We start from the raw sequence: 26,590 nt of genomic DNA on the forward strand, positions 1-26,590 counted from the left end.
GTACATTTGTACAAAATAAATACTGCTTCTCATGAAGAGAAGCAGTTACCGATAACGATATTTCAATAAACACTGATCTAAAAAATCTTTCGGTAATTTTTTGACCGCTCGTTGCCATAGATTAATGTGTATAAAGGCAAATATGCTCACAACTGTAATGATTGACATTGGATAGTACAGCACTACCACTACAAATACCGCGCCAATTACTCCTATTAACATAATATCAGGTAGGATGGTAACCGAAGCAATCCAGGCATTTTTCCATAACTTTAATCCTTTTAAATGAGTAGTGGCCGTTAATGGCAATATTGCTATGAATGTAAAAATGAAGATACTTACAGCAAACAACCATATCACTTGCATGAATAAGTGCAGAAATCCGGTTAATGTTGGAAGGATGCTCGCATTCAAAGCTAAAATAATGGCGATGACACCGACATTGATGCCAAGAAATAACGTATTCTTAAAATTCATTTTAAACGCATGGAAAAATGTCTTCCATATCCCTATGATATCTACACCATGCTTCGACCATTCTAAAACAACTGTATACATAGCAACAGTTGCGGGAATTACCGTAATAATCCCTAATGAGAAGAAAAACCATAATAACTGCAATGTTAAAAACGAAGCAAATACATGCAAAATGCGAAACAGCATTGCCTCTGTCTGGTTCATCCCATCACCCATTTCTCCTATATTATTTTAGAAAGATTTGTTAACATTATTGCCGATTTCTAAAATAATAAACGTAACTGAAGAAATAAAGGATTAAATTTCACCAGAATCTCTAATAATTAATTCAGGATCAACATACACAGCTTTTTGCACCTTTCTGTCATTAATTAAATCGTGCAGTATATTAGCTGATAACCTACCAATTTTCACCTGATCCTGTTTAACTGTTGCCAAGGCAGGGTCACTATATCTACATGCTTCGATATCATCACAACCAATTATTTTAATATCTTCTGGTACAGATAACCCCCACTCTTTAATCGCTTTCAACGCGCCTAATGCCATCATATCAGAAACAGCATAGACAGCTTCTGGTATACTTCCCTCCTTTAAAATTTCTTTCATTTTTTCATAGCCACTTTCTTCAAAAAAGTTCCCATATTTTATCCATTCATCTCGAAGGTCCATTCCGAAATCTTTCATTGATTGAACATAAGCATTTTTCCTAACATTAGAGATAGTCGAATCTTCTTGTCCTCCGATAAACGCCAATTTACGAATACCATTTAAATAAAAATATTCGACTACCTGCCTAGATATTTTATTATTATCCGTCATCACATAACTCGAACGCTCGCCGGATAATTCTAAATCGACAGCAACTGTTGGAATGTCACTCTGATCTAATTGATAGACCGCTTCCTCGATATACTCTCCTGCAATGATTAAACAGCCATCAAGCTGATAGTGCTTCGCCCGGGCTACATAATCCTCTTTTCCAAAATTAAAAGACTGGTTGGAAAAAACGAGAATATCATAACCGAGTTGTCCTATTACATTTTTAAAAACATTGATTACTTGGTTGAAAAAAGGATGGTTAAATTCTACATTTACCTCACCTGCATAAATGAGCCCAATCATGTTAGATTTTTTCGTTGCCAAAGCTTTTGCTGAAAAACTTGGTTGATAGCCTGTATCTTCAATCACTTTCTTGACTTTTTTAATTGTTTTGGGGCTAATGCTCCCCGTTTGGTTAATTACCTTTGATACAGTACCTGGTGAAACCCCTGCCATTTTTGCAATATCTCTTATCGTCAACTTCATGATTTAATCCCTCTGCCTCTTTATCTAGTTGAAATGCACGAGTATACGAAACATTCCATACTCTATTTTTAGCTTTTTACTGCCCCTTCTGTCAAGCTAGAAATAAATAGTCGGTTTAATAATAAGAAAATAATGATTAGTGGAACAGTAGCCCAGAATGTTCCAGACATAATCATTCCATTATCCCGAACATAATTATCAATCAGACCACGCAAGGCAACCTGGATCGTATAGGAAGATTCTTCCCGTAACACTACTAATGGCCAGAGGAAATCATTCCAAATATACATAAACCGAATAATTGCCAGAGTTGCAAAAGCTGGAATAATTACCGGTACTGCAATATTCCAATATACTCGAAAATTGGAGCACCCATCTATTTTTGCTGCGTCAACCAATTCATCTGGTACATTACTACTGATATACTGACGCATCCAAAATATCCCGAATGCATCAATCAATCCCGGAAAAATAATCGCTTTTAAGTCATTTAACCAATCCAATTTTGTAATGATAAAGTATTGAGGGATTAAGCCTAATTGTGGAGGAATCATCATCGTCACTAAGATCGCGATAAATAAAAAGTTCCGTCCTTTAAACCGTAATTTCGCAAACGCATATCCAGCTAAAGAACATAAAAACAATACCCCGATTGTCGTAATGGTTGAAACGAGAAAAGAATTCCACATTGCTCCAAAAAATTCAATCGTGTTAATAACGTTCTTAAAATTCGTTACCAATTCAGCACCAGGTATAAAAGCTGGTGGAACATTGTTGATCACACTATTATGATTTGTCGCCATCACAAACATCCAGTAAAAAGGAAAGATGGAAAGGACAGCGGCGGCAGCTAAGATTACATAAATAAACCCTTTCGCCGTCGTATTTTTTGCTTTCATCGAAGCTTGTGTACTCATATTCATTCCTCCTAACGTCCAATCCTATTTGCAACAAAGACATTAATACTTGAAATGATGATAATAATCACGAATAAAATAATAGCGGTTGCGGAAGCAGGTCCGAACGCAAGGTTCGCAAATGCTTCACGATATAAATAAAGCACGACCGTAATACCTTCTTCGCGATATGTACGTCCAATATAAATTAATGGCTCCGTAAATAATTGCAATGCGCCAATCGTTGAGGTGAAGACAGTTAAAATAATGATTGGCCGCAACATCGGAATCGTTATATATTGAATCTTCTGTCTTACCGTAGCACCATCTATAACAGAGGCTTCATATAATTCATTCGGGATGCCCTGAAGACCAGCTAAATAAATAATGGTGTTGTACCCAACCCATCTCCAAAAAAACATCGTTGCTATTGCCACCTTGACACCCCACTCTGAGGTGCCCCAAGTAATGGGATCTACGCCAAACCAACTTAAAATTACATTCATCAATCCGAATTCCTGACTATTAAACATGACGCCAAACACAATGGCAACAGCAACAGTTGATGTTACATAAGGCATAAATATCGAAATACGAAAAAAACTTTTCATTCTAATGAGCGCTGAATTCAATGCATATGCCAATATAATGCCTATGATTAATTGTGGTAACGTTCCTAAAATCCACATAATTAATGTATTACTTAGTGATTTCCAAAAGATCGGATCAGTCAGTATCCACTTGAAGTTTTGCAACCCGACATACTCCATTTCACCAAGTCCATTCCATTTCTGAAAACCTAGATAAAAACTGAAAAGAATCGGAAATAATCCAAAAACAGCGAATAAAAGAAAGAATGGTGAAACATACAGATAGCCTGAAAATGCTTCTTTTCTCTCTTCATTCCAAAATTTACGATTTTTACGAGATTGGGAATTAACATGTTCCACTTGTGTACAACTCCTCTCTATTTTCCGTTATGCAATGAGGCTGAGACAAAAGTATTTTTTATCCAGCAAACCCTAACCATAAATGGGACGAATACCCACTTCGTAAATATACTCTGCTTTCCGTGGGCTTGCCCTCAGCCTCATGCAAATTTGAGGGAACAAGCTATATTATTATTGTCGTTCTAATTGTGATTCAATTCGACTGATTGCAGCATCCCATTCCTCTTGTGGATCTGCTCCTTCCACCGCTACATTAGTCAGAGCTGTCACAATCTCGTCATTTGCAATCGAGTAATTTACTCCCATGTACACAGGCTGAACAGATTCGGCTGCTTCAGCAAATATTCGAGCAGTTTCTGCTCCACTGAAATAGTCATCTGTAGTTGCCAAAAATTCTTCATCTTCATATACTTCAGGTGCAGATGGGAATAGCCCATTGTTATGAAACGATTTTAATTGAATTTCAGGTGATACTAGCCATTCAATAAAGTCATATGCTTCCTCCGGATATTCTGACTCTGCTGGTATCGCTAAGAACGAACCACCCCAGTTTCCTGCACCTTCCGGTATCGTGGTTAAAGACCAGTTACCACCAGAATCAGGCGCATTTCCTTTAACATTGGCAATCATCCAAGCAGGAGCGCCGATTAGAGTAGCATAGCTACCGTCCTCCATTGCACTGCCCCACTCTGGCGACCATAATGAATTTTGTCCTACGAATCCTTCCTCAATCATTTTAGTTGTAAAGTCGTATGCATCTTTTACAGTGTCCTCCATAATTAATTCGTCATTTTCATTAAAATATTGCAGATCCTGTTGATCACGGATCGCATTAAACATCAGTTCTGGACTATCTGTGATTGGTTTACCAGTTTCTTCGTAAATTTTCTGAGCTGCTTCATAATAAGCATCCCAGGTATCTATTTCAGCAGCCAATTCTTCCGGATCTGTCGGAAATCCAGCCTCTTCCATTACATCAGTGCGATAGAACATTGTAGTTGGACCAATATCTGTTGGTAATCCTAATTGAAAGGAACCATCGACACTTTCTGCTTGGAGCCATTTCCAATCCAAGTATTTATCTTTAATGTCTGCTGCACCATAGTCATACAAATTATAAAATTGATCACTAGCCTCCATAAATTTCGCTACATTACTTATTTCAATCATCGAAATATCAGGCGCACCACTGCCAGCAGAAATCGAAGTAAATAAGTTATTATGCACATCTTCCATTTCACCTTCATTAATATTGATTGAAATATTAGGATTTTCAGCCATATATTCATCTGCTAAGACATCGTAACCAGCACTACCAAATACCCAAAAGTTCAATTCAACCGTTTCACCACTTGCTGCTCCATCTCCATTATCATTTGTTTCTGTTGTTTCACTGTTATCGTTAATACCTGAAGCATTATTCCCGCTACTGTCATCATCACTACATGCCACTAACATCATGAACAAGCCTACGGTTAACAAACTAATTAACCACTTTTTCATTTTTCTAACCCCCATTGATTTTAAATTTAATCATACTTCCTAACCTTTCTTTAACAAGTAAAAATCGTACGGTAAAACTTCTTGTATAAAATGCCAAATGCTTGATGTAAGATGACTGACTCAGCAGATCTAAAGGAAACCGGTTTCGTTATTCAGTTAAAAATTAAAGCATTTACATTCTCTGCAGTAAAATGTAATCGCTTTCTACAATGATTATATTTTGTGAAAACAAAAAAATCAATACTTTTTTATGAAAGATTAATTAATAAATTATCTTTATAAAGAAATCGCTTTCTTTTTGGATAGAATGCTAGCTAATATTAGCGAAAAAATAAGCAACATAGTAAGATTTTCTATAATTATAGAAAATCAAGTATAACCTATCGTAAAAAAAAGAAGCCACTCCTCAATTTGGGAGTAGCTTCTCGTCTATTATTTCATTTCCGGAATTACTCTTACTTCCTTCTTCATTTCTGATTTACAGATGGGACATGTAGGTTCTTTTTCAAATGAATAATTCTCACGCATCCAGCCTTGACAATCATCACTTACACAGGACCAAACGTTTGTCTCGACATTTTCTACAGGCTCTTTCTGATTATTAAAATAAGCCATACGGCACTCCCTTTCATGGGTGATACCTCTATTATACGCTTATTTGTCCATAAATACAAAGTTATCTGGAAAAACCTTTTAATGTGAATCGATAACGGTAAGACCGATTCGCATGTAATCGATATTCCGGATGAACCTGTTGTCCCCAGCTATCATCGCCTCCCACACCCATTTGCCAACCATTAATTCGAACAGAAACTTTATCTGACTTAGGCAGTTTGTAATGATGACTGGCTTCCTCTAATTCAAATGGTGTATAAGCGAGCGCGTTCACTTCTACTGTTGGATCTCCTGTTATTTTCAAACCATTGCCTTCTCGATCGGAAAGCTCAAACCAACGGACACCACATTTATTTCCACTTTCCTGTGGTTTTAAGTACGGTTGCAATTGATCTTTTACTTTTCCCTTGTGAATTGCTATTTTACCGCTTTTTTGGCGATCCCAGTAGGTTTCATGAGGCCCTTTGCCATACCAAGTGATATTTTCAAACTTATCTGCAAGCTCAAAGCGCATACCTATCTCTGGTATATCCGCTGTTCCTTCGCCCGGCAATAATAGCTGCTCTATTTCAATTGTTCCAGTCGCATCAATACTGTAGGTTAATCTCACCCTTGAATGGGTGGAAGTAGGGAGTTGATAGTGTGCTTCAACCTCTACTTTTGTTTCTCCAATATTGACCGCAAAATGACTTAATTGTCTTTCAAGACTTGCTTCGCGCCATTCTCCGCTCGTTTGATCAACCTTTGCGCCCCGATCATTATCTGTCATTGCTCGCCAATAATTCGGTACAAATGGTTGCTTGATGATCTCTTGATCACCAACTTGATACGAGGATAATAATCCAGATTCCTTATCAAACGTAACGACAAATTGCTCACCGGTAATGCGATAAAGGTTAGCATCTTCTTCCAAATTCACGTTGCCGCTGACAGCCTCTTTATTTGAAGAAGCAGGAACAATAAATTGCTCAAATGCCACCTCGTGATCCGTTCTCGCCCAGAATGGTGGTCGATCATAAATAACTTGTAGTGTAACAACCTGCTCTTTTATTTGTTGAAATTGGGAAAATTGATAAGATAATTGTACAACCTGCTCACTGCCAGCTTCAGCATCTAATGGATGAACCCCAGACTCTAATACTTCCCCATTCTCTTCAACTGTCCAAACTAGTTTAAAATCTTTTAAACTTTGAAAAAGGTGTTTATTCATCACTTTAAATTCGCCTGTCTTCAAATTAACGATTTCGAAGTCAATATTTCGGTAGCAAGCCTTTGTTTCTATCAATTTAGGCGAAATAGTGCCATCAGCAAATATTAGCCCATCTCCAGCAAAATTACCATCATGTGGCGATTCACCAAAGTCCCCACCATAAGCAAGAAATTCTGTTCCATCTTTTGTTTGATGTCTTAATGCTTGGTCCTTCCAGTCCCAAATAAATCCACCTTGCAAGGAAGGATACTTATCAAACAACTCCGTATATTTGTGCAGATTACCTGTTGAATTCCCCATGGAATGACTATATTCACACAAAATATAAGGCTTCTTTTCACCTGGCTGATTAGCATAAAACTCTAACTCTTGTGGACTGCGGTACATCGTTGTCTCGATATCAGATGCACCATCAGATTGCCGATAATGAAATACCCCTTCATAATGAACAAGGCGAGTAGGATCTGTCTTTTTAAAATAGTCATACATCTTCAAGAAATTATCACCACCAAATGATTCATTACCGAGTGACCAAATGATGATGGATGGATGGTTTTTATCACGTTCATACATAGATTGACAACGATCTAGTACATTTGCTGTCCACTCTGGTTTACTTCCAGGTAGAGCGTCTTCCAATGTTTTCTGACCGTAACGCCAAGTACCATGCGTTTCCAAGTTGGTTTCGTCAATCACATACAGTCCGTATCGATCACATAAATCATACCATTTGGGATGATTGGGATAATGGGATGTGCGAACCGCATTAATATTATATTGCTTCATCAGAACGATATCATCTATCATATCTTGTTCTGTTACAGCGCGTCCCCGATCTGCTGTAAATTCATGACGATTTACCCCTTTAAAAATAATCCGCTTTCCATTGATATGCATAATATTGTCGATCAATTCAAATTGACGGAAGCCTACTTTTCTCGCAAAAACTTCATGAACCTCCCCATTGTCACCAGTTAGTGTGAAAACAAGTGTGTACAAATATGGGTCCTCTGCACTCCATTTTTTAGGATTTTGTATCGTCGTTGTCGTTATTACTTCTGATTTTTCTTTAGCTGCAATATCAAGTTCGATTGACTGCTTGGTAACAACTTCGTGCTCATCTGTTAATAATTCTACTTCTAAGCGACTAGCAGCGAATGATTTTTGAAAATAGTTGATTAGCTTTGCTTGTACTTCCAGCTCAGCATTTTCATAGCTGTGATCAAAGGATGTACGAATTCGATGATCATATAAGTGGAGATCAGGTAGAGCATATAAGTAAACATCACGGAAAATTCCACTCATACGCCAGAAATCCTGATCCTCTAACCAACTAGCATCTGCCCAACGATATACCTCTACCGCTAGTTTATTTTCTCCACTTTGCAAATATGGAGTCAGGTTAAATTCCGCTGGTGTAAATGTATCCTCACTATATCCCACTAGCTCTCCATTTAACCAGACGTAAAAAGCTGCCTCTACTCCAGCAAAATGTATCACTACAGGAAGATTAGTCCAATCTTCAGGCACCTCAAAGGTTGTCACGTATTGACCAACTGGATTATAATTGGTAGGTGCAAATGGTGCTTCAATGTCATCATGTTCAATCCACGGATATCTTGTATTGACATATTGAGGGTAATCATAGCCTTCTAATTGCCAATGAGCAGGCACCTGTATCTTATCCCAGTTGGAAACATCATAATCTGTTTGGTAAAAATCTTTCACTCTTTTATCTGGATTTTCCGAAAAATGAAAAGACCATTTACCATTTAGATTTTGATAATAGGGTGACTTCTGTTCTTGTTGTGACAAAGCCTGTTCTCGACTTAGATAAGGAATCGCTAAGGCATGCTGTGGCATACGGTTTAATTGAAATATCTCTGGATTATTATTCCACTCTGGATAACCATTCTTCGGTGGTGTGTAATGCAATTTCGATTTGTTTAACATCTAAAAGCCTCCCTGTTTTTTGTAATCGGATACATTAAGTTATCATATATATTGAGTTTTCTTACGTAGTATAATAAAATAATTAGTAAAACTAGTCAAGTTAAATTTTACTTATTTTACTAAAGGTAGTGAATAGTATGGCAACTATTAAAGAAATTGCAGAAAAAGCTGGTGTTTCCATCGCCACAGTTTCTCGTGTATTAAATTACGATCCAAAATTATCAGTAAGTGATGAAACTAAAAAGAGAATCTTTGAAATTGCAGAATCACTCTCCTACCAAAAAAAAGCACCACGAAAAAAATTAACGAGAAGAATAGCTTTTGTACATTGGGTAACAGAAGCTGAAGAACTTACCGATTTATATTACATGGGGATCAGACATGGAATTGAAGAACAAGCCAATCAACATCATCTCCACTTATTAAAGTATACGGTACATGAATTGGATGATATTCCGAAAGATATAGACGGGATTCTTGCAGTAGGTCGTTTTAGCAAAAAACAAATTGAACAATTCAAACAGCTAACACAGCATATTGTCTTGGTCGACTCGGATTTTGAACATAGCGGTTGTGATGCAGTACTGACAGACTTTAAAACCGTCATTAAGCAGGCTGTCGATCATTTATTAGCGAAAGAAGTAATAAAAATTGGCTTTATTGGTGGTAAAGAAACATTACAAGGAACAATCAGCCCTACCACTGATATTCGTGAGCTTTACTTTAGAGATTATATGAAACAAAAAGGATTATTAGAGGAACAGTTGATCTTATTAGATCATTTTAATGTCGACAGTGGTTATCGTTTAATGAAGCAGTTTTTACCACAAACACCGACTGGTAAGACAGGATTTATCACTGCAAATGATCCTCTGGCTATTGGTGCACTGAAAGCTGTGAATGATGCTAAAATGGACATCCCTGATCAAGTTAGTTTAATCGGTATCAATGATATCAGCGTTTCGAAATATGTCTATCCAGCACTAACAACTGTTCGAATTGAGAAAGAACTAATGGGAAAAACAGCAATAGATTTAATGATGGAACGGTTGCGGGATGATCGACAAATTTGCAAAAAAGTTTACATTGATACTACTTTAATTGAAAGAGAAACAACCTGATAGTCAATCAGGTTGTTTTATTTGTAATGGTTGCTTTTAAAGTATGCAGTGTTTGGGCATCTTTTCGAAATTGTCTCTCGTCATCACCTTTAACAAATTCCATTAATACATATCGGTCACGACCATCTTGCTGGATTGCCGTTAAATATTGCTGCCATTCTCCCTCACCACTCATCAACTCTAAACGATCCTCAAATGAATGCCAATGAAAAATATGAACATTGGTAAGCCAATCCTTCACTAAATCAATACTCGCTAAACGTTCTTCAACTGATACACCATTAGACGGCTGCCAGTATAAGAAAAGATTATCGTGATCTATCTCTTCCATCAGCTGTCTTGCACTTTCTTTCGTATCTGTTAGCGTGTTATCATGATACTCTAAATGGACCGTAATCCCTTCTTCAGCGGCTAAACCTGCAATTCTCTGGGCATCCTCAACTACTTTCTTACGATAGTGCTTATCCGCTTCTTTACTTCCTTGAACACCAGCCCAGACCCGAATCGCGGGTGCTCGTAATTTCTTTGCCGTTTCAAGAACAGTCGTGAAGTCATATTCATTTCCAGCATGATCGGCTAAGCGATAATAGGACCCGTAGGAACTTACGTTTAATCCTCGTGATCTTGTAACTTCCCCTACTTTTTCAGCATGCTCGTAATCTCCTGGTGGTACATGGATATCTCCACCCCATTCAATCCCATCTAATGATTCCTCCATCGCTAAATCGACAATTTGTTCCGGTGTTTTATCACGAAATGTTACCGAGCATAAACCTATCTTCATGGTTAATCTCCTTTCTTTAGGGCATTTTTAGCAACTGTTCTTTCGAAACAGACACTAGAGCGGTTCATCGTTGAAACATTTAGATAATTCTTTCGATTTTATGCACAATTTAAAATGAGAAATCGACAAGGGTTTGCTTGCCGATTTCTAGGTTAGGATTGCAATAATGTTTCTAAAAATATCTTTGTTTTATCATGATTCTCAGAATTAATCGGAATAATTATCACTCTGTCCTGAAAGAGGTCAATATCATTGAACACATCCAATTGATTGGTATCAATTCCGTAGACAGATTCCGTTCCAAATTCATATAATTCTACACCATTTTCCTCCAACAATGACAATTCAACTACTTCATTTATTTCTAATATTCCTTCCTGTTCCACCATTTGTGCGGCTATTGTTTCATTAGTTACAATAATATCCACCATGTTAGCTCCAATACTTGCCCAAAACTTTTGCACATCTGCATATGACAAATCTGCAATAGAACCACCGCCAGAAGTAATATTATTGATTGCTACTAGAAAATCATCAAAATACTTCTCATTCACCTCATTGGTGAATTGTTCGGTAATATCAAAAGGTATTTCACTAACAACCATAACCTCATAAGTATCCTCTTTCTCCCCAAAAACTGTCGATAAAATAGAGACAAGAAAAGCTACCCCTAGTACAATTCCAATGATGTGGACTTTGTAATATTCCCAAATATAATCTATCGCTTCTTTAAAAGACATCGTTTTCAATGTTTCCCATAATTTTTTCATCGTGCAACTTCTCCCCCTGCTAGCAATCTATCTTTAACTATGAGTATATCATATTCATGAGAAACTGAAATCGCATTCTTGTATTTTACACAAAGTTTCCATTTTAGTCCCGATCACTTTCCGAAGGTTGTAATTGATGTTTCAGCCAATCATATGATTTACGTCCACTAATTTCGTGCACACCAGGAAAAATATCATATCCAAATTTTTCAGGGCGATTATGATAATACTTTTCTATTTCAGCGATTGCCTCTTTTACATACTTATTGGGGAAAATAGGGTCCTTTTCACCTGATTCAATAAATAAGCATCTTGGTGAGATCAAAGATATCCATTCTGGCAATTCCGCATAATTTAAAATGCCTGGTATATAATTGTCGATACAGTGATGCATAGCCATTATGCTTCCTTTAAACGTGTTCGGGAATCCTGTCAGAACCGTTGCACGAACTCGGAGATCCAGTGCTGCGGTATACGTAGTAATAACTGCTCCTCCGGAAAAACCCATCATACCAATCCGCTCACTATCTACTTCTGTACAAGTCTCCATATAATCTAATAAACGACGTGCTTCCCAAATTCGTAAACCAGCTAATGTTTTTCCTTCCATTAAAAGGTTGGTTGCCATTGACTCACAGGAATTAATTTTGCCTGCTTCCTTATCTCGTGTAAGTCGACGATCCCCGAATCCGATTACTTCCGGGGCAAAAACTTTAAACCCACGTTTCACCAGCTCCACTGCGAATTGTTTATGAATACCCAGCTCGCCTTGCTCTTCTTCACCAATTTTTGTCAGTCCTACTGCTTCTTTCACTCCATAGCCGTGACCGTGAAGCGCTAATACAGTTGAATAGACTTGTGATTCCTTTTTAGGTGTCAGTATATAGACAGGGATAGAGATTAAATCGGTGACTGGTAAAGAAATCAGTTCTCTTGTATAATCATCAAAATTTGTTGTTTCGATTAGTTCTGGTTTCATCTCCAGTCTCGTTTCATCTAAATAAGAAAAATCACCTAGTAATTCTAACAAACTACTTTTTAATGTTAGTTTGCGTTCAACCGGTCCTACTGCCTTAACGGTATCTTCTAAGGCATTATCATAAAACTGGTTAAACAATCGATCTAGTTGATTCATATGTCCAACTCCTTTTCAATAACTTAACAGAAAATGAAAACGTTTTATATAATGATTCTATTATATACGATTTTTATTCTTTTAAAAAACAAAAAAATGGAAAAGGAGCTCAAAAAATGAAATCTGTAATTTATTTCATCAAAATAGCCTATAAAGTATGACTATGCTGAGTGAGAGCATACAGAGTTTAGCACCGTGATAAAATATTGGGATTACCGTGTGGAAAACTCGAATAATTATATGAATGTTCATACAACATAAATCGGATAATTGTGTGGAATTTTCATAATTTATTTCAGATGTATCAATGAAACAGATACATTTAGAATGAAAGTAATATTTTTTAAAATACCTTTTACTACGAATAGTCATTGTTTTATTGACAGCAAAGTTCTCTTATGCAGTCTTAGGGGTGATGCCCCTAACAAGCGAATTTGATGGACATCCAATTTCAGTGACGAGACATTCGTCTTGTGTTGCCTTAGGGGCACCTGTCGGGAAAAAAAGACTATCAGAAACAACAAATCATGACGCCTCTTACTTGGCGTCATGATTTGTTAGTTACACAAAATAATAAACCTTAAATTTCAATTTAACCTTTTCGTAGATAGTAAGCGTGTTCCTCATCGATGCGTGTACGTAGCACGGTCTAACGCCGACGAACGTTAGCTTTAACGGCGTCTCGGATCGGCATGGATCCAGTATTGAGTTCGAGAATCTGCTGGCCGATGCGGGATTCGTGAAGCAACTCGGCGAGAGTTTCAGCGACATCAGCGCGAGATATTTGTCCGTGGAACTCGGCTGGTCCTAGTGAAACGGTGCCAATTCCGGAATCGTCGACAAGCAATGACGGGCGAAGAATCAGCCAATCTAGATCGCTACGACTAAGCGCGATGTCTGCTTTCTTCTTCGCAGCAAAGTAATACTCGACCTCATTGCTGAGGTTCCGCTCCCGCCAAGACTCTGGGAGTACCGAAACAAGCGCAAAACGGTCGACTCCTGCTCGGCGAGTCGCCTCGATCGCTTTTGCGACGCCGTCGTCATCGATCGCCTTTGTGTCCTCCATGTTGCCTCCATTAGACCCTGCACTGAACACGATGGCGTCAGCGTTGCCGAAGGCCATCGCCAGGGCTTCCACGGTCATCCTGGTAAGATCCCCGACTACCGAATCGATACCTCGCGTTGCGAGGTCTGCCCGCTGTTCATCGCGGCGCACGAGCCCGTGAACGGTATCTCCCTTGGAGAGAAGCTTCTGCGCAAGCAGCCCCCCGATCTTGCCCGTGATCCCAATGATAAACACATCCATACTTTTATTTCCGCTTACTGTATCTTTTAGCAATTGGCTTCTTGCCATAGTTTTTCAGCCCCTCACATTGTAATGTCATGAAATGAAAATTCTCACTATAGATTGTATTGATTTCCTAGAACGTTCTTGAGTTCACAACGTTCCACAAAATCGGATGTTTCCGGCTGACTCCATCTTTCACCTCTTTTGAAATACGGTACCCTTACCGTTGCTGCTGCCTGCACTACCCTTATTCAAACAGCGATTTGCACATGTAAAAAACTATAGAAAATTATACCCATATGAATTTACGTATTTCGAAATCTACAATCCTCTGACTTGATATAACAGCTGCCTAATCTCCTCCTCATGCCTGTCGCTCCCCAACGGATAACGACTAAAATTGAGAAAACGTAAATGTTGATGTTTCAGAGGCATACGTTTTCTTTTAGACTCAAAGTTAGAAAGAAACAACGCCTCCACCATGCAGTTAGTCTGATTTCCATTAATGGATTGAGCCATCCGTTTTTCTCGATATTTTTACAAATCGTCGTTTACATCTTGACCAACTGGTAGATGTCATCGATCTCATACCTGTTCCCAACTGCTGTATACACAACCTTCCAGACACATCTTATCTGGATGAAGTACCAGTCGCTTTACTTCCGAATAGCGACCAGATAGGAGAGTAGGAAAAAGGAAACCACATTCCTTTCCTTTTGCTCGGCTTGGAAATGTATCCCGCCAAGCGGAATGAATCTAATTTCCGTGTTGAGGGCAATAGGACATCTTTTTCAGGGTTAAAACGAAAGCAAGCTCCTTGATCGTAAATTGGTCACAATGTAGTTAGACTGTAAAACTAAAAAAGTCAGTTACGAAAGGAGCCTATATTCTATGGCCTAAATAAGGAATTTATTTGATTATTTCTGCTAAAAACTGTATTCCGCCTCTTTCTCTCCACGAATTTGCGTATATGTTTCTGTTAATACAACCGTGTCCTCAATCAACCGATCTATTCTGAATAACACATCATCATTCGTAAGTTCTTTTCTATAAAAATCCTTTTCTTCGATAAATACATAGGTCTGTACAACTTGTGCCTTCATATAAAATAAGATTGGCTTTAATTGCTGTTCTGCAATTAAGTAATGCTTTGGTGAACCTGCCGTTACAAGAATACTGACCACTTTATCACGAAAAGCATTAATAGGAAGTAGATCAAATAAGTTCTTTAACGTAGCAGGTATGGAAGCCTGAAAAATAGGCGTTCCAATAATGATTGCATCTGCTTCCATTACTGTTCGCGCAACATATCCAGTATCACCTTCATATTCCCTATAGTCACGTCCGTCACTAAATTGAACATCGTATTCTGCTAAATCAATCAATGTAATCTCAGTATTGGGGTAGTTTTCCATGAAAGCTTTTATGGTGTAATTCATAGCAGTTCTTGTTTTCGTACCGACATTTGAACCAGATAATCCGACAATCTTCACTTTAACTCCTCCTTGCTTTTTGCTGTATATTTCTTGATGGCTGGCATGATTTCTGTGCCGATGCACTCAATATTTTTCATGGCTTTATCAAACGGTATGCCACCAAAGTCGATTTGTGCGATATAACGCTGATGACCAAATTGTTCATGCTGGTAGAGGATTTTTTCGATGATTCCCTGAGGGCTTCCGACATTTAAAACATTATGCGGATTTGGCCCCTGGGCATAAAATTGCTTTGGAAAACCCTGCCCGTTCGTATGCTTTAATCCTTCATCTAGGTGAGGATAAAAATCTTTAAATGCCTGTTGTGATGTTTCTGCTGCATAGAAAAGGCCTGACAATGCAACGGGTAGTTCCGAGGGATCAAAACCATTATTTCGTGCAGATTCCCTATAGGCATCAATAGATTTCTTTACATTTGAAGCAGGGCCAGCCAGGTGGCCAATAAACATCGGTACACCGGCGAGACCCGCCTTAATTGCACTAGCTGGTGTTCCGCCAACCGCACGCCAAATGGGCATCCAATCGTTTTTGGGACGCGGAAGAACTTCTGCATTTTTTAATGGAGCACGGAATTGTCCATTCCAATTCACCTTTTTTTCTTCATTAATCTTTAATAACAGATCAAACTTTTCTTCGTATAATTCCTCATAATTACGAAGATCATAGCCTAATAAATCAAAGAGTCCTACTCTTGAGGCACGCCCTGCTACAATTTCCGCACGCCCCTTTGAAATCAAATCAATCGTAGCGAAGTTCTCATATACGCGCACTGGATCTGATGTACTGATAATCGTAGAAGAACTCCCGAGTTTTATTTTGTCTGTCGCCTGAGCTATAGCTGCAAGAAGAACAGCATGTGCCTGCGTGGCAAAGTTCGCCTGATGACTTTCACCTATACTAAAAAAATCAATACCTGCTTGCTCGGCAAACTTCGCATATTCAATAAATTCGTGCATGCGTTGTTCTGCTGAAATTCTTTTCCCTGTTGAAGGATTAGGTAAGTGATCACCTAATGAAAACACACCAAACTCCATACCTTTACTTTCATCAATACGATATTTTTCCATTCCTTCTTCCTCTCCTTCCATAATTTTGTATTAATAATCCTTGTGAGTTTACATGAAAACGAACCACGAAAAAGTTTACTCTAGAGCATCAATTTCCTTATCAACTGACATAAAATAAAACTCCCATCAGTAGAATTTTCTCTGATGGTTACTTGCACCAATCGAGATGTTAGCGTCAGTTATCCCCCGCCTAAACTTCTTCGTTCCGCTAAAATTTTCAGGCGGGAGTCTCATCGAATGGTTGCACCTTGATAAAAAAATTGTTTATTCTTACGTGGCTTCAACAGGGACATTCACTTTTTAAAATCTCCAAGGAAGCTCATGGTATGGTCATGTAGGCATACCCTATTTGTGTTCAAAAAATTGATGCCGTTTATTTCACCGATCTTCTTAACGGTTTATATGGCTTTTTTCGCTTCAATTTCAATCGAAATTTTAATTTCGTCTCCCACAACAACGCCGCCCGTCTCCAATACGGTATTATATGTCAACCCGTAATCCCTACGGTTGATTTTCCCTTTTCCGCTGAATCCTGCCACTTCATTACCCCAGGGGTCTATCCCTTGTCCTTCAGACGTAACAGAAAATGTTTCGGAGTTGATTGTTCCACAAAGCGTCAGATCGCCGGTCACGTCATATTCTCCGTCACCTGTTTTTTCAATATTTGTTGCTTTGAACGTCATTTTAGGATACTGTTCCACATTAAAGAAATCAGCTGAACGCAGATGATTATCCCGTCCTTCATTTCGAGTATCCACACTTGCCATATCGACAACAAACTCAATATTTGCAGTTGTTAAATCATCGGGATCCGTTTCAATCTTAGCTTCAAAGTCATGAAACGTGCCTTTTGTTTTCGAAACCATCATATGTTTCACTGAGAAGTCAAGACTGCTGTGTGCAGCATCGACCGTCCATTTGGTTTTAGTCATGATTAATCTCCCTTCCATAATTATCCCCATGTGCTGGATTCACCTCGAAATTGCCGAGGATGTTTGTATTATTACTTTTCAAATGCAGGATCAATATGTCCCGTTCCAATACCTCCAATCATTTATTTTTTAAACACCTTTTGTTTTTCCAACACATGATGTATTATTTATTATAGGTACCGTGTGAAGATGGAACAACCAGTATTTTCGGCTTTTTATCGTATAAACAACAATTCCATTAAAATGTCTAAAAAATTGAAGGGAGACACTTACATGACTCAAGTGAAAACAGACCCGCGTATACTACGTACACGTAAGTTAATAATGGATGCTTTTATTGAACTCTCAAGGAAAAAAGAATTTAAAGATATGACGATCAAAGATATTACGTCTGAAGCAACGGTTAACAGAGCGACATTTTATTATCATTTTATGGATAAATATGACTTAATGGAAAAAGTGTTAAAAGAAGATTTGATGCTCAATGTAAACAATGAAATCGCTGACCATGATGAACTTAATCAGGAAACAATTGTCAGTATTTTCCTATCCGTAACAAACTTCCAAAAATCCTTGTTAACAAAATGCAGGAGAAGTTTCGAGGCTTTTAAAACAACTATTGAAGCAATTATTATAGAAGAACTTAAAGATATTTTTTATCAGATGTTATTGAAGCAATCACCTTCAACCAGTGATCATTCCCTAAGAATTGCGGCTGTTATGTTAAGTTGGGGCATTTACGGGGCTTCCATGGATTGGCAAGACAATTGCACGATGCCACCGGAAGAATATATTAAATGGGCCCTACCTTATGTTACCCATGGAATGGACACTCTTGTTTTAAGGGAATTGTAGATCCTAATCGGTAAGGGTGGACACCAATGAAAAAAGTGAGGACATCTTATGGAACATAATGTATCCGATAACAATGGGTGCGGGAAGAAATTAGACAGGCGCAGCAGACCACATCCGATAAGTTTCGATTTTTACATTGCACATTCCAATATACTCTGACAGGCCAGATGCTTAGAAAGGTGAGGTTGTTTCCCTGGGGAAGAGATTTTCATTTACATTTATTGAGTTAAAATGACCAATTATAGCATTGCCTCGGTCAAACATTGCGCCTTAACTAGCTACCGTTAGGAAGACAGTGTGAAGACTAAAAGACAATGGACTCGTTATGTAAGGAAAATGGCCGTGTAAACCATGGTGCTTTGTTAACTAAAGCGGGTTGCACGTAGCACCCTGTATGCTTATTTAAAATTAGATTTTTAAGAAGCGTGCATCAGATCGAAACATGGAACGAGCAATGTTTGGCTTGGTTAGCGAGGAAAGGAAATTACCAAGTACACCAAACCATTAAAAAGAGACTTTTCGTAAGTGTTCACCCTAGAAAAGGTCACACTTACGAAAAGTCTATAACCTACTCTCATTCAAGAGTAACACGCAACAAGTATACCTAGAACGGTGCATAAGAACTATATAATTAACTATCAATCTAATCGGTATTCCATTCCATTAGGAACGTATCAACCTCAAAATATCGTATACGTTAGAATCGTGAAAGGTAAGCTTATCATTGAAAAATCATCATATGGAGAAAGAATATCGAACCGCTAATCAGCTGCATATTTAAACCCTAACTTTTGGGGGTAATCACCTTTTATATAAACTCTTTTATATAGGATTCATGCTTATATTTAGGAAGATGATCGTAATTTTGAACCTTTCTATTTATCACTCTCTACCATTTCCATAATCATATACAGAAAGCTCATCATTTTATCTCTTCTTTCTCCTTCTGTTAGTTCCTCAGAAAAATCTTGCTCTTTCCTATTTTTTAAAGGTCATCTGTTTTTTCGAGGTGACAGTTGCATGAGGTAAACCCTCATCGTAAAGCAAAGCACTGCTATTTTTACGAATTATTTCTTACTTGTTCAATCTCTTTATTGGCAACGTATTCGTTAGCTTCTTCCAATTCTTTGTGCGCATCTACAGAATCACCTGCATAACGCTCCATTGTATCTTGTAAATGTGCTGGATTTGCGTCTTTTCTAATGCCAAATTCGCCATCCTGGTTTGCGGGATTAGGCATTGGAAAATTCTTTTTGTTCTTTTTTCGTTGCTCTTCCATCATCATCACCTCTCCTTTATTATTTGCAACTCCAACTCTTTCATACAAGGAGGTATTTTTCTATCAACATTGGGACTTACAGACGTTTACCGCCGTGATAAAGAAATAGAACAGTAATTAAGGTGGAAAATATAATTGTGTATGAAGTCAAAAATAAAGAACATATTAAAAGATGACGATAATTCAAGGAGGTAAAAAAATGGCTCGAATCGGAGTAGAAGAATCCTTAACAGCAGTTCAACAACAATTACAGGAAAATGGGCATGAAGTCATTACATTACGACAAGAACAAGATGCCAATGGTTGTGATTGTTGTGTAATTTCAGGACAAGATCAAAATATGATGGGTATGCAAGATACTTCCATTCAAGGTTCAGTAATCAGTGCCCAAGGACTTAATGCGGACGACGTTTGCCAGCAGGTAGAGCAAAAATTACAGCAGCAACAATAGATTCGAACAAATCAAGATATATATTATATATAAAAATGAAAACCAGCCTTCATAACAAATGGCTGGTTTGCTATTCGCATAAACTCTGTTTTCTTAATCTGCTTTGTCCTTATCCTTTAATCAAAGTATGGATGTTATCAACGTATAGTTTCTTCAATTTAATACAAGCTAATAGCATCCATTTAGAACTAAAAAGGAGCTGCTTAAATGGAAGGTAGTTGGGTTGCTATTATCCCGTTTATCGTTGTGATCATCACAGCGATCAAAACGAAACAAGTATTTCCTGGACTAATACTAGGACTGATTATTGGCGCGTATTTAGTTGAGCCAACCTTATTAGGTGGAATTGAGCTTACAACGCAATATATCATTAACAGTCTCACAGATATCAATAATTTAAAAATTATTATTTTCTTATATATGTTTTCTGGACTTGTTGGGATTATGAAAGCATCAGGCGGAATTAAAGGTTTTGTGGAATTGACTTCTAAAAAAATCAATTCTAAGAAAGAAGCAATATTGCTGACATGGGCTTCAACTCTTGGTACATTTAGTGCTCCCAGCTTTCGAATTGTAACAGTGGCACCAATTATGAAGGCATTATTACAAAAAATTAACATGACTCGTAAAGAGCTTGCCTTTATGATTGAAACGAGTACACAACCTGTCATTGTCTTAATTCCGATTGCTACTGCTTTTGTCGGTTATATGGTTTCCGTAATCGAAATGGGCTTACAAAATCAAGGAATTGAGGCAGACCCTTATTCCATGTTTATCCGCAGTATCCCTTTTAACTTCTTTGCGATATCAATGATTGTAATCGGTACGTTATTCGTAATATTTCGCCATCCGAAAGAAATTGATCAAGAAGAACGAAATCCCGAGCGAATTAAAGGAAATGACAATACTTCCGTATCTCAAGATCTTCCAGCAAAGCCATGGAACTTAATCATCCCTGTTTCATTAGTAATCATACTAACTTTATTCCTCACGTGGTGGGATGGTAATCAACAAGGATACGGGTTTTTCGAGGCCTTTATTGAAGCCGATGTATTACAGGCTATGGTAGTTGCTTTGTTTATCACTTTATTAGTGACGATTGCTATGCAAATCATTCAAAAAAATTCGTTAAAAAAGATGATTCATGAGTTTATTGAAGCAGGAAATAATTTAATGTCTGTAATCCTTTTGTTAGCGGTAGTATGGGGATTATCTTCTGTTACTGAAGACCTTGGCTTTTCCACATTTGTTACGAATAATGTTGATTGGATACCAGCTATGTTTATTCCTCCTGTGATGTTTTTAATTGGAGCATTTGTATCGTATTTTATTGGTTCTTCCTGGGGAACATGGGGTATATTAATGCCCCTAGGGATTTCTTTGGCACAGGCAGCAGATGCTTCCTTACCTTTAGTAATAGGAGCAGTATTTGCCAGTGGCTCATTTGGTTCTATCGCTTCTCCGTTAAGCGACAACAATAATACTATTGCTGGTTTGTTAAATATTAATGCAATGGAATATGCAAGATATAAATTAGTTCCTGCCCTAATCGCTGTAGCAATTTCTGCTGTTTTATATGGTGTGATGACCTATATCTTATAAAGTAAGACTTCCAACAATAATGGACTAATCCTCAACTAATCGGTAGTAAACTTTCAGCAAGTTAGCTCGTGATAAAGCTAAAGTGGAGGTATATCATGCATTCGAGTAATTTTTTCAAAGCAAAAGATGGCATAAAGCTTTTTTACCAAATATGGACACCATCCGAACCGAAAGCAGTTATTATCATTATTCATGGTGCAGGAGAACATTCTGGTAGATATCGACCTGTATGTGAGCAGTGCATGAAGCAAAATATTGCCGTAGTTGCTCCTGATTTAAGAGGATTTGGGCAATCAGAAGGATTAAGAGGGCACATTAATACATTCCAAGAATATGTAGATGATTTACATGTTCTAATTGAATGGGTGTCTGTCAGGTTCGCTTTTTTACCGATCTTCTTATTTGGTCACAGCTTAGGTGGTTTAATAGTGATCCGCTACAGCCAAATTTACGGTTATGAGACCAAAGGGGTAATTTTATCAGCTCCAGCGCTAGGACTACGTCTAAACATTCCTTCAATCGGTAAAAGAGTGTTAGAAATCTCTGCAAGGTTTTTACCAACGTTATCGATTAATTCGAGAAAATGGCAGCCAATTGTCAGACGAGTAAGACAACTGGCTCCATACTTACCAAAAGAGAAAACACTTCATTATGATCCTCATATGACTACAGAAATTACACCTAAATGGTTAACCGAATTGTTACAAAATGGAATAAATGCGTTGACTGAGGCAGCGTCATTTCGTTATCCTGTGCTTTGTGTATATGACGAAAAAGATCCGGTAATACAACCTGTTATTATTGAGGACTTTCTCGAAAAATTAGATGTACTCGATAAAAAATGGTTATCCTTTAATGACGGGTTTCATCACATTTTACATGCCGACTATCACCAAACAACGATATCGGATATCTTACATTGGATCAATCATCGTCTATAAAAGATAGATAAACGATTCTTTATAGTTTTCTCCAGTCAAAACCAACTGCATTTAAGAAAGCTTTCGCCAACACAGTATGTCCTGTGTGATTTGGGTGAACACGATCCCACGCGATAGCAGCTGGATAGATGTGCTTTAAAACATGGTTAAATGCTGCTTGCGTATCAACAAATAATGTTTGATGTTCGCTTGCAATTTGCTTAACAACATTACCGTATTCATCCATCAGATTGCGCATTGGGTCATGTGGGTTAGGTTCTATATAGAAAGGTGTCATCAGCACTAATTGCTTTACGCTTGATTGCGTTTGATCCACTAGCTCACGATAAGTTTTTTCATATTGCCCGATATAAACATGGCGGTCTGGAATGAAAGGGGAATCGAACTGGCGCCATACATCGTTAATACCAATCATTATCACTAACCAGTCCGGCTCTTGATCTAGTACATCCTCTTGCCAACGAGCTTTTAAATCGGTTACATTATTTCCAGATATACCTTTGTTCACTACACGTATTGCTAACTCAGGATACGTTGATTGTAAAAAAGCATCAATCATCGCTACATATCCGGTTCCTAATCCTTGGAATAACCCTTCTCCTTCTGGTTTTGCTCGGTCACAATCTGTTACTGAATCACCGATAAATAATAATTTTTGTCTTTTTTCTAATTTCATTTCTTTGTCCTCCTGAGATTATTTAAGCAAGATATTATCATTGCGATTAATTTATGGTATACGTTTTATCTGTGGATTGGTAAAGATATCATGTTCATCTCGACTGGTTGTAGAAAATTCCGACACGATTGTCGGCTGATCTGCTGCTTGAAACCAATGTAAAGTATTCGGTGGAATCGTGTATTGTTCTCCTGGATGTAATTCAATTTCATGAAAGACAGTATAATAGGCTTCACTTTCTTTAGGGATCTCTGCTTTGATTAGCTCTGTCGGCTCTCCCTCTACATATAAATACACCTTTCCTGCTCGACAACGGAATGTTTCTTGCTTCCCTTCTGTCTCACCGATCGTTGGATGCTTATGCTCAGGACAGGTTTGGTTTGGAAACAGGACGAGTTCTTTAGCACAATAGTAGGCATTATTTTCATATGTAACCAACTGCAGCCCCTCTTCTTCTAATCGTCCCAAACCAAAATCAGCTACTTCTACACGTTGCTTTTCATCTTCTGTTAAAACTATGCCAGCATTCGATAAGATTTCAATTGTTTTCTTCTGTGCTATCTTTCGATTCATTCTCATCACCACCTAGTAATTGTTATTATGTTTTACATTATTGAATGTGTAATAGGGAACTAGCACTTTCTTCGTCAATACATTCCAATCATCTCAACTATTAATGGATACATCTTACACCCTTTTTGGAATCCCTTTCATAAATCCCATTAACAAAAAGACTGTTTTATACAGATTTAAAGCAACTTTAACGTCGATTATTCCAATTCATTGAAGTAAATTGTGGAAGCTAAAATAAACAAATTGTAAAATCTAATTTAAAACTCTACTAGTTTAAAATCTTGCCATCTCCCCCTCCTTTCCAGTATAAATCTTTTGGTCGTAATAATCTATTAATTATGGTAACCATCTTATCTATTAGTAAAGCTCCTACCATTTACATAAAAAACTAAGGCACCTCCAAGTCTATTGGGAATGCCTTAGTTCTTCCACTATAAAGGACTATTCAATTTTTATCGCTTTTTCTTGTGCTTCAATACATAATTCCGCTACTCTAAATGCATGCTCCTGTGTCATAGCATTTTCCGTATTGTTTATACAATCTAGAATAAAAGCACCAAAGAAAGGAAACCCTACTTTTCCAGATAACTCAAAATGTTTTTCCTCTTTATCGTTAACTAAGTAAAGATGATCTGAACTTTTATGATTGGCAATATCAATATACTTTCGAATTTCGATATAACCTTCCGTTCCTAAAATTATCGCTCTTCCATCTCCCCATGTACCAAGTCCATCAGGGGTGAACCAATCTACCCTAAAATAGAAAGTTGCACCATTATCTGCTACCAGTGTGGCATCGCCAAAATCCTCAAAGGCTGGATGATCTTTGTAATGATAATTGGCAACCTTACTGTGTAAGACTTTGGCATCCTTCGCACCTGCATAATAGAGAAACTGTTCAATTTGATGGCTACCAATATCGCAGAGAATACCGCCATAATATGCCGGGTCAAAAAACCAAGCAGGACGATTAGCTGCATTTGCTCGATGTGGACCTGTTCCAATTACTTGAATGACTCGACCGATTTCTCCCTGATCAATTAATTGCCCTGCATAGATAGCACTTTCTACATGTAACCTCTCGCTATAATAAATCCCCCACTTTAATCCTGTCTTTTTCACCAATTGCCGTGCTTTTTTCACTTGCTCCTGGTTAATAAAAGCAGGCTTATCGGCAAAAAAATGTTTACCATGATGTAGTGCTTTTTCGCCTACTGCATAACGATCTACCGGAATACTGGCACATGCAATTAAGTGGATGGAGTTATCATTATAAATAATATCTTCATTATCTACACGCCTCACTTGAGGGAATGTCTTACAAAAAGCCTCCACCTTCTTAGGATCTGGATCATACACATATACTAAATCTGCCCCTGCTTCGATTAGTCCATTACACATTCCATAAATATGTCCATGATCTAATCCAATCGCAGCAATCCTGAATTCACCAGAATCTACTACTTTAGCCGACTTTCCTTTTGGCGCATAATTCATACCATCCTTTTTATTAACCATGATATCCTCCTTAACATTTGACTCTATTCATATTTTCCGCCAGTAGTAATTTCTGTATCGGAGAAATTCTCTATCGATTCACCTTTTTCATAAAAGTGCTTGACATTTTTTAATATTCCTTCTCTCGTATAAAAAGGACTATCTTGTGTCAATGGTAATTTTACCGTACGCTGGTAATTAGCAGATTCATAGATTGCTGTAATTAGTTCTAATGTTTGTCGTCCTTGTACACCATCAACTAATACAGGTTTGTTTTCCATAATAGCATCGAGTACATTCTCAATTTGTCCTGGATGACCTTCGTGTTCTAAATCAGGCTGGCTGTCAAATGCCTCTGCAAGTAGTTGTTCTAGTTCTGGATTATCGTTTGGGAAGCCATTTTCTTTTGATACCGACGCTTTGACTTTCCAAGGTACCGACACACGGGCCTTCTTACCTTGAAAGATAAGCTGCTGCTCTTCTCCATGATGTACAACAGAGCTGGTGATTTGGGCGAGACTTCCATCTTGATAACGGCCGATCGCAATGGAAATGTCCTCTACTTCGGCATTATCATGAGCTGCATTACTAGTTACTGCAGTAATTTCGGATGGTATACCACGCATCCATTGGAAAATATCAATATGGTGTACCGCATGATTTAACGTACATCCACCACCTTCTTTTTCCCATGTACCTCTCCACCATAAGTCATAGTAACTGTGTCCTCTCCACCAGAAGGAATCAACCTGTGTATGGAGGATAGGTCCAATTAATTCTGTTTCTAACACATGCTTCAATTTCATCATTGGGGTAGTAAAGCGATTTTGAGCAACAACCGATAGAATTTTGTTGTTCCGATTACCTGCATCTACCATTGCATCGCATTCTTCTAACGATGAAGCCATCGGTTTTTCGACTAGCACATGCTTTCCTGCATCTAGACTATTAATTGCTATTTCTGCATGTGTATATGGTGGGGTACATATGGACACTAAATCCACTTCTTCCTTTTCTAATAAATCTTGATAATTTTCATATACATTTGCATCTAGGTGAAAATCCTGTTTTAGTTTCTCGGCTTTTTCTGGATAAATATCACATAATGCAACAATTTTACACTTACTTGGGAACTGTAAATACCCTTTGACATGTGAGGGGCAAATTGCTCCTGTCCCTATGACGGCTACTTTTAACATACTAACACTTCC

At 37.8% G+C, this 26,590-nt stretch carries 24 protein-coding genes; 5 read left to right on the plus strand and 19 right to left on the minus strand.

Going from position 1 to position 26,590, the window contains the following annotated elements; all coding sequences use genetic code 11:
* Positions 1-45: 45 nt before the first annotated feature.
* From ACTNEP_RS15100 to ACTNEP_RS15130, 7 genes are all read right to left on the minus strand, one after another.
* A complete protein-coding gene (locus tag ACTNEP_RS15100; RefSeq protein ID WP_441162850.1) occupies positions 46-681 on the minus strand; it encodes a DUF624 domain-containing protein in 636 nt (211 codons plus the stop codon).
* A gap of 93 nt (positions 682-774) precedes the next feature.
* A complete protein-coding gene (locus ACTNEP_RS15105; protein WP_441162851.1) occupies positions 775-1,785 on the minus strand; it encodes a LacI family DNA-binding transcriptional regulator in 1,011 nt (336 codons plus the stop codon).
* 68 nt (positions 1,786-1,853) lie between these two features.
* Positions 1,854-2,702, minus strand: a complete 849-nt coding sequence (locus ACTNEP_RS15110) for a carbohydrate ABC transporter permease (protein WP_441162852.1) — start codon at positions 2,700-2,702, stop codon at positions 1,854-1,856.
* 11 nt (positions 2,703-2,713) lie between these two features.
* Complete coding sequence (locus ACTNEP_RS15115) at positions 2,714-3,631, minus strand: carbohydrate ABC transporter permease (RefSeq protein ID WP_441162853.1); 918 nt, start codon at positions 3,629-3,631, stop codon at positions 2,714-2,716.
* A gap of 171 nt (positions 3,632-3,802) precedes the next feature.
* Positions 3,803-5,134 carry an extracellular solute-binding protein gene (locus tag ACTNEP_RS15120; RefSeq protein WP_441162854.1) on the minus strand — a complete coding sequence of 444 codons (1,332 nt, stop codon included), beginning with the start codon at positions 5,132-5,134 and terminating at the stop codon, positions 3,803-3,805.
* Between the two features lie 432 nt (positions 5,135-5,566).
* Complete coding sequence (locus tag ACTNEP_RS15125) at positions 5,567-5,749, minus strand: cold-shock protein (RefSeq protein WP_441162855.1); 183 nt, start codon at positions 5,747-5,749, stop codon at positions 5,567-5,569.
* A gap of 61 nt (positions 5,750-5,810) precedes the next feature.
* Entirely contained in the window at positions 5,811-8,912 is a 3,102-nt protein-coding gene (locus ACTNEP_RS15130) for a glycoside hydrolase family 2 TIM barrel-domain containing protein (protein ID WP_441162856.1), read from the minus strand.
* A gap of 137 nt (positions 8,913-9,049) precedes the next feature.
* Between ACTNEP_RS15130 and ACTNEP_RS15135 the strand changes: the two genes are divergently transcribed.
* On the plus strand, positions 9,050-10,033 hold the full coding sequence (locus tag ACTNEP_RS15135; protein ID WP_441162857.1) for a LacI family DNA-binding transcriptional regulator: 984 nt from the start codon (positions 9,050-9,052) through the stop codon (positions 10,031-10,033).
* Between the two features lie 7 nt (positions 10,034-10,040).
* On the opposite strand, the gene ACTNEP_RS15140 is transcribed toward ACTNEP_RS15135, so the two are convergent.
* The 7 genes from ACTNEP_RS15140 to ACTNEP_RS15170 form a co-directional block, all read right to left on the minus strand.
* A complete protein-coding gene (locus ACTNEP_RS15140) occupies positions 10,041-10,817 on the minus strand; it encodes a sugar phosphate isomerase/epimerase family protein (RefSeq protein ID WP_441162858.1) in 777 nt (258 codons plus the stop codon).
* Between the two features lie 152 nt (positions 10,818-10,969).
* A complete protein-coding gene (locus tag ACTNEP_RS15145) occupies positions 10,970-11,587 on the minus strand; it encodes a hypothetical protein (protein ID WP_441162859.1) in 618 nt (205 codons plus the stop codon).
* Between the two features lie 103 nt (positions 11,588-11,690).
* Positions 11,691-12,722 carry a dienelactone hydrolase family protein gene (locus ACTNEP_RS15150; protein ID WP_441162860.1) on the minus strand — a complete coding sequence of 344 codons (1,032 nt, stop codon included), beginning with the start codon at positions 12,720-12,722 and terminating at the stop codon, positions 11,691-11,693.
* 649 nt (positions 12,723-13,371) lie between these two features.
* Complete coding sequence (locus ACTNEP_RS15155) at positions 13,372-14,076, minus strand: NAD(P)H-binding protein (protein ID WP_441162861.1); 705 nt, start codon at positions 14,074-14,076, stop codon at positions 13,372-13,374.
* A gap of 860 nt (positions 14,077-14,936) precedes the next feature.
* Positions 14,937-15,503, minus strand: a complete 567-nt coding sequence (locus tag ACTNEP_RS15160) for an NADPH-dependent FMN reductase (protein WP_441162862.1) — start codon at positions 15,501-15,503, stop codon at positions 14,937-14,939.
* Complete coding sequence (locus ACTNEP_RS15165; RefSeq protein ID WP_441162863.1) at positions 15,500-16,573, minus strand: LLM class flavin-dependent oxidoreductase; 1,074 nt, start codon at positions 16,571-16,573, stop codon at positions 15,500-15,502. Before ACTNEP_RS15165 ends, ACTNEP_RS15160 begins: the two co-directional genes overlap by 4 nt.
* A 398-nt stretch (positions 16,574-16,971) precedes the next feature.
* The gene (locus ACTNEP_RS15170; RefSeq protein ID WP_441162864.1) at positions 16,972-17,505 is read right to left on the minus strand and encodes a YceI family protein; all 534 of its coding nucleotides are present in this window, start codon (positions 17,503-17,505) and stop codon (positions 16,972-16,974) included.
* Between the two features lie 273 nt (positions 17,506-17,778).
* Here ACTNEP_RS15170 and ACTNEP_RS15175 point away from each other — a divergent pair, with 273 nt between their 5' ends.
* The gene (locus ACTNEP_RS15175; RefSeq protein WP_441162865.1) at positions 17,779-18,360 is read left to right on the plus strand and encodes a TetR/AcrR family transcriptional regulator; all 582 of its coding nucleotides are present in this window, start codon (positions 17,779-17,781) and stop codon (positions 18,358-18,360) included.
* 1,060 nt (positions 18,361-19,420) lie between these two features.
* On the opposite strand, the gene ACTNEP_RS15180 is transcribed toward ACTNEP_RS15175, so the two are convergent.
* A complete protein-coding gene (locus ACTNEP_RS15180; protein WP_441162866.1) occupies positions 19,421-19,642 on the minus strand; it encodes a hypothetical protein in 222 nt (73 codons plus the stop codon).
* A gap of 196 nt (positions 19,643-19,838) precedes the next feature.
* On the opposite strand from ACTNEP_RS15180, the gene ACTNEP_RS15185 reads away from it, so the two are divergent.
* From ACTNEP_RS15185 to ACTNEP_RS15195, 3 genes are all read left to right on the plus strand, one after another.
* Positions 19,839-20,090, plus strand: a complete 252-nt coding sequence (locus ACTNEP_RS15185) for a YkuS family protein (protein ID WP_441162867.1) — start codon at positions 19,839-19,841, stop codon at positions 20,088-20,090.
* A 207-nt stretch (positions 20,091-20,297) separates the two neighbouring features.
* Positions 20,298-21,692, plus strand: a complete 1,395-nt coding sequence (locus ACTNEP_RS15190) for a Na+/H+ antiporter NhaC family protein (protein ID WP_441162868.1) — start codon at positions 20,298-20,300, stop codon at positions 21,690-21,692.
* A gap of 95 nt (positions 21,693-21,787) precedes the next feature.
* Positions 21,788-22,633, plus strand: coding sequence for a lysophospholipase (locus tag ACTNEP_RS15195; RefSeq protein ID WP_441162869.1), 846 nt, complete (start codon positions 21,788-21,790; stop codon positions 22,631-22,633).
* Between the two features lie 19 nt (positions 22,634-22,652).
* Here the strand turns inward: ACTNEP_RS15195 and ACTNEP_RS15200 are convergent, their stop codons facing one another.
* The 4 genes from ACTNEP_RS15200 to ACTNEP_RS15215 all read right to left on the minus strand — a co-directional run bounded on the left by ACTNEP_RS15200 (position 22,653) and on the right by ACTNEP_RS15215 (position 26,578).
* The gene (locus ACTNEP_RS15200) at positions 22,653-23,309 is read right to left on the minus strand and encodes an SGNH/GDSL hydrolase family protein (RefSeq protein WP_441162870.1); all 657 of its coding nucleotides are present in this window, start codon (positions 23,307-23,309) and stop codon (positions 22,653-22,655) included.
* Between the two features lie 51 nt (positions 23,310-23,360).
* On the minus strand, positions 23,361-23,882 hold the full coding sequence (locus ACTNEP_RS15205; RefSeq protein ID WP_441162871.1) for a D-lyxose/D-mannose family sugar isomerase: 522 nt from the start codon (positions 23,880-23,882) through the stop codon (positions 23,361-23,363).
* Positions 23,883-24,323: 441 nt separating this feature from the next.
* Positions 24,324-25,400: a Gfo/Idh/MocA family protein gene (locus ACTNEP_RS15210; protein ID WP_441162872.1), complete on the minus strand. Its 1,077-nt coding sequence runs from the start codon at positions 25,398-25,400 to the stop codon at positions 24,324-24,326.
* Positions 25,401-25,423: 23 nt separating this feature from the next.
* Positions 25,424-26,578 (minus strand): Gfo/Idh/MocA family protein, encoded by a 1,155-nt coding sequence (locus tag ACTNEP_RS15215; protein WP_441162873.1) that lies wholly within the window; start codon positions 26,576-26,578, stop codon positions 25,424-25,426.
* Positions 26,579-26,590 lie beyond the last annotated feature (12 nt).

It is taken from the genome of Gracilibacillus sp. HCP3S3_G5_2 (assembly GCF_052063305.1).
GTDB lineage: Bacteria > Bacillota > Bacilli > Bacillales > Amphibacillaceae > Gracilibacillus.

Bases quoted from the DNA above. Each gene is read 5' to 3' on its own strand.
- ACTNEP_RS15130 (WP_441162856.1), bottom strand. From the start codon at position 8,912: ATGTTAAACAAATCGAAATTGCATTACACACCACCGAAGAATGGTTAT.
- ACTNEP_RS15135 (WP_441162857.1), top strand. From the start codon at position 9,050: ATGGCAACTATTAAAGAAATTGCAGAAAAAGCTGGTGTTTCCATCGCC.
- ACTNEP_RS15180 (WP_441162866.1), bottom strand. From the start codon at position 19,642: ATGATGGAAGAGCAACGAAAAAAGAACAAAAAGAATTTTCCAATGCCT.
- ACTNEP_RS15190 (WP_441162868.1), top strand. From the start codon at position 20,298: ATGGAAGGTAGTTGGGTTGCTATTATCCCGTTTATCGTTGTGATCATC.
- ACTNEP_RS15100 (WP_441162850.1), bottom strand. From the start codon at position 681: ATGAACCAGACAGAGGCAATGCTGTTTCGCATTTTGCATGTATTTGCT.
- ACTNEP_RS15155 (WP_441162861.1), bottom strand. From the start codon at position 14,076: ATGGCAAGAAGCCAATTGCTAAAAGATACAGTAAGCGGAAATAAAAGT.
- ACTNEP_RS15210 (WP_441162872.1), bottom strand. From the start codon at position 25,400: ATGGTTAATAAAAAGGATGGTATGAATTATGCGCCAAAAGGAAAGTCG.
- ACTNEP_RS15170 (WP_441162864.1), bottom strand. From the start codon at position 17,505: ATGACTAAAACCAAATGGACGGTCGATGCTGCACACAGCAGTCTTGAC.
- ACTNEP_RS15140 (WP_441162858.1), bottom strand. From the start codon at position 10,817: ATGAAGATAGGTTTATGCTCGGTAACATTTCGTGATAAAACACCGGAA.
- ACTNEP_RS15195 (WP_441162869.1), top strand. From the start codon at position 21,788: ATGCATTCGAGTAATTTTTTCAAAGCAAAAGATGGCATAAAGCTTTTT.
- ACTNEP_RS15110 (WP_441162852.1), bottom strand. From the start codon at position 2,702: ATGAGTACACAAGCTTCGATGAAAGCAAAAAATACGACGGCGAAAGGG.
- ACTNEP_RS15120 (WP_441162854.1), bottom strand. From the start codon at position 5,134: ATGAAAAAGTGGTTAATTAGTTTGTTAACCGTAGGCTTGTTCATGATG.
- ACTNEP_RS15175 (WP_441162865.1), top strand. From the start codon at position 17,779: ATGACTCAAGTGAAAACAGACCCGCGTATACTACGTACACGTAAGTTA.
- ACTNEP_RS15150 (WP_441162860.1), bottom strand. From the start codon at position 12,722: ATGAATCAACTAGATCGATTGTTTAACCAGTTTTATGATAATGCCTTA.
- ACTNEP_RS15125 (WP_441162855.1), bottom strand. From the start codon at position 5,749: ATGGCTTATTTTAATAATCAGAAAGAGCCTGTAGAAAATGTCGAGACA.
- ACTNEP_RS15215 (WP_441162873.1), bottom strand. From the start codon at position 26,578: ATGTTAAAAGTAGCCGTCATAGGGACAGGAGCAATTTGCCCCTCACAT.
- ACTNEP_RS15145 (WP_441162859.1), bottom strand. From the start codon at position 11,587: ATGAAAAAATTATGGGAAACATTGAAAACGATGTCTTTTAAAGAAGCG.
- ACTNEP_RS15185 (WP_441162867.1), top strand. From the start codon at position 19,839: ATGGCTCGAATCGGAGTAGAAGAATCCTTAACAGCAGTTCAACAACAA.
- ACTNEP_RS15165 (WP_441162863.1), bottom strand. From the start codon at position 16,573: ATGGAAAAATATCGTATTGATGAAAGTAAAGGTATGGAGTTTGGTGTG.
- ACTNEP_RS15200 (WP_441162870.1), bottom strand. From the start codon at position 23,309: ATGAAATTAGAAAAAAGACAAAAATTATTATTTATCGGTGATTCAGTA.
- ACTNEP_RS15105 (WP_441162851.1), bottom strand. From the start codon at position 1,785: ATGAAGTTGACGATAAGAGATATTGCAAAAATGGCAGGGGTTTCACCA.
- ACTNEP_RS15205 (WP_441162871.1), bottom strand. From the start codon at position 23,882: ATGAATCGAAAGATAGCACAGAAGAAAACAATTGAAATCTTATCGAAT.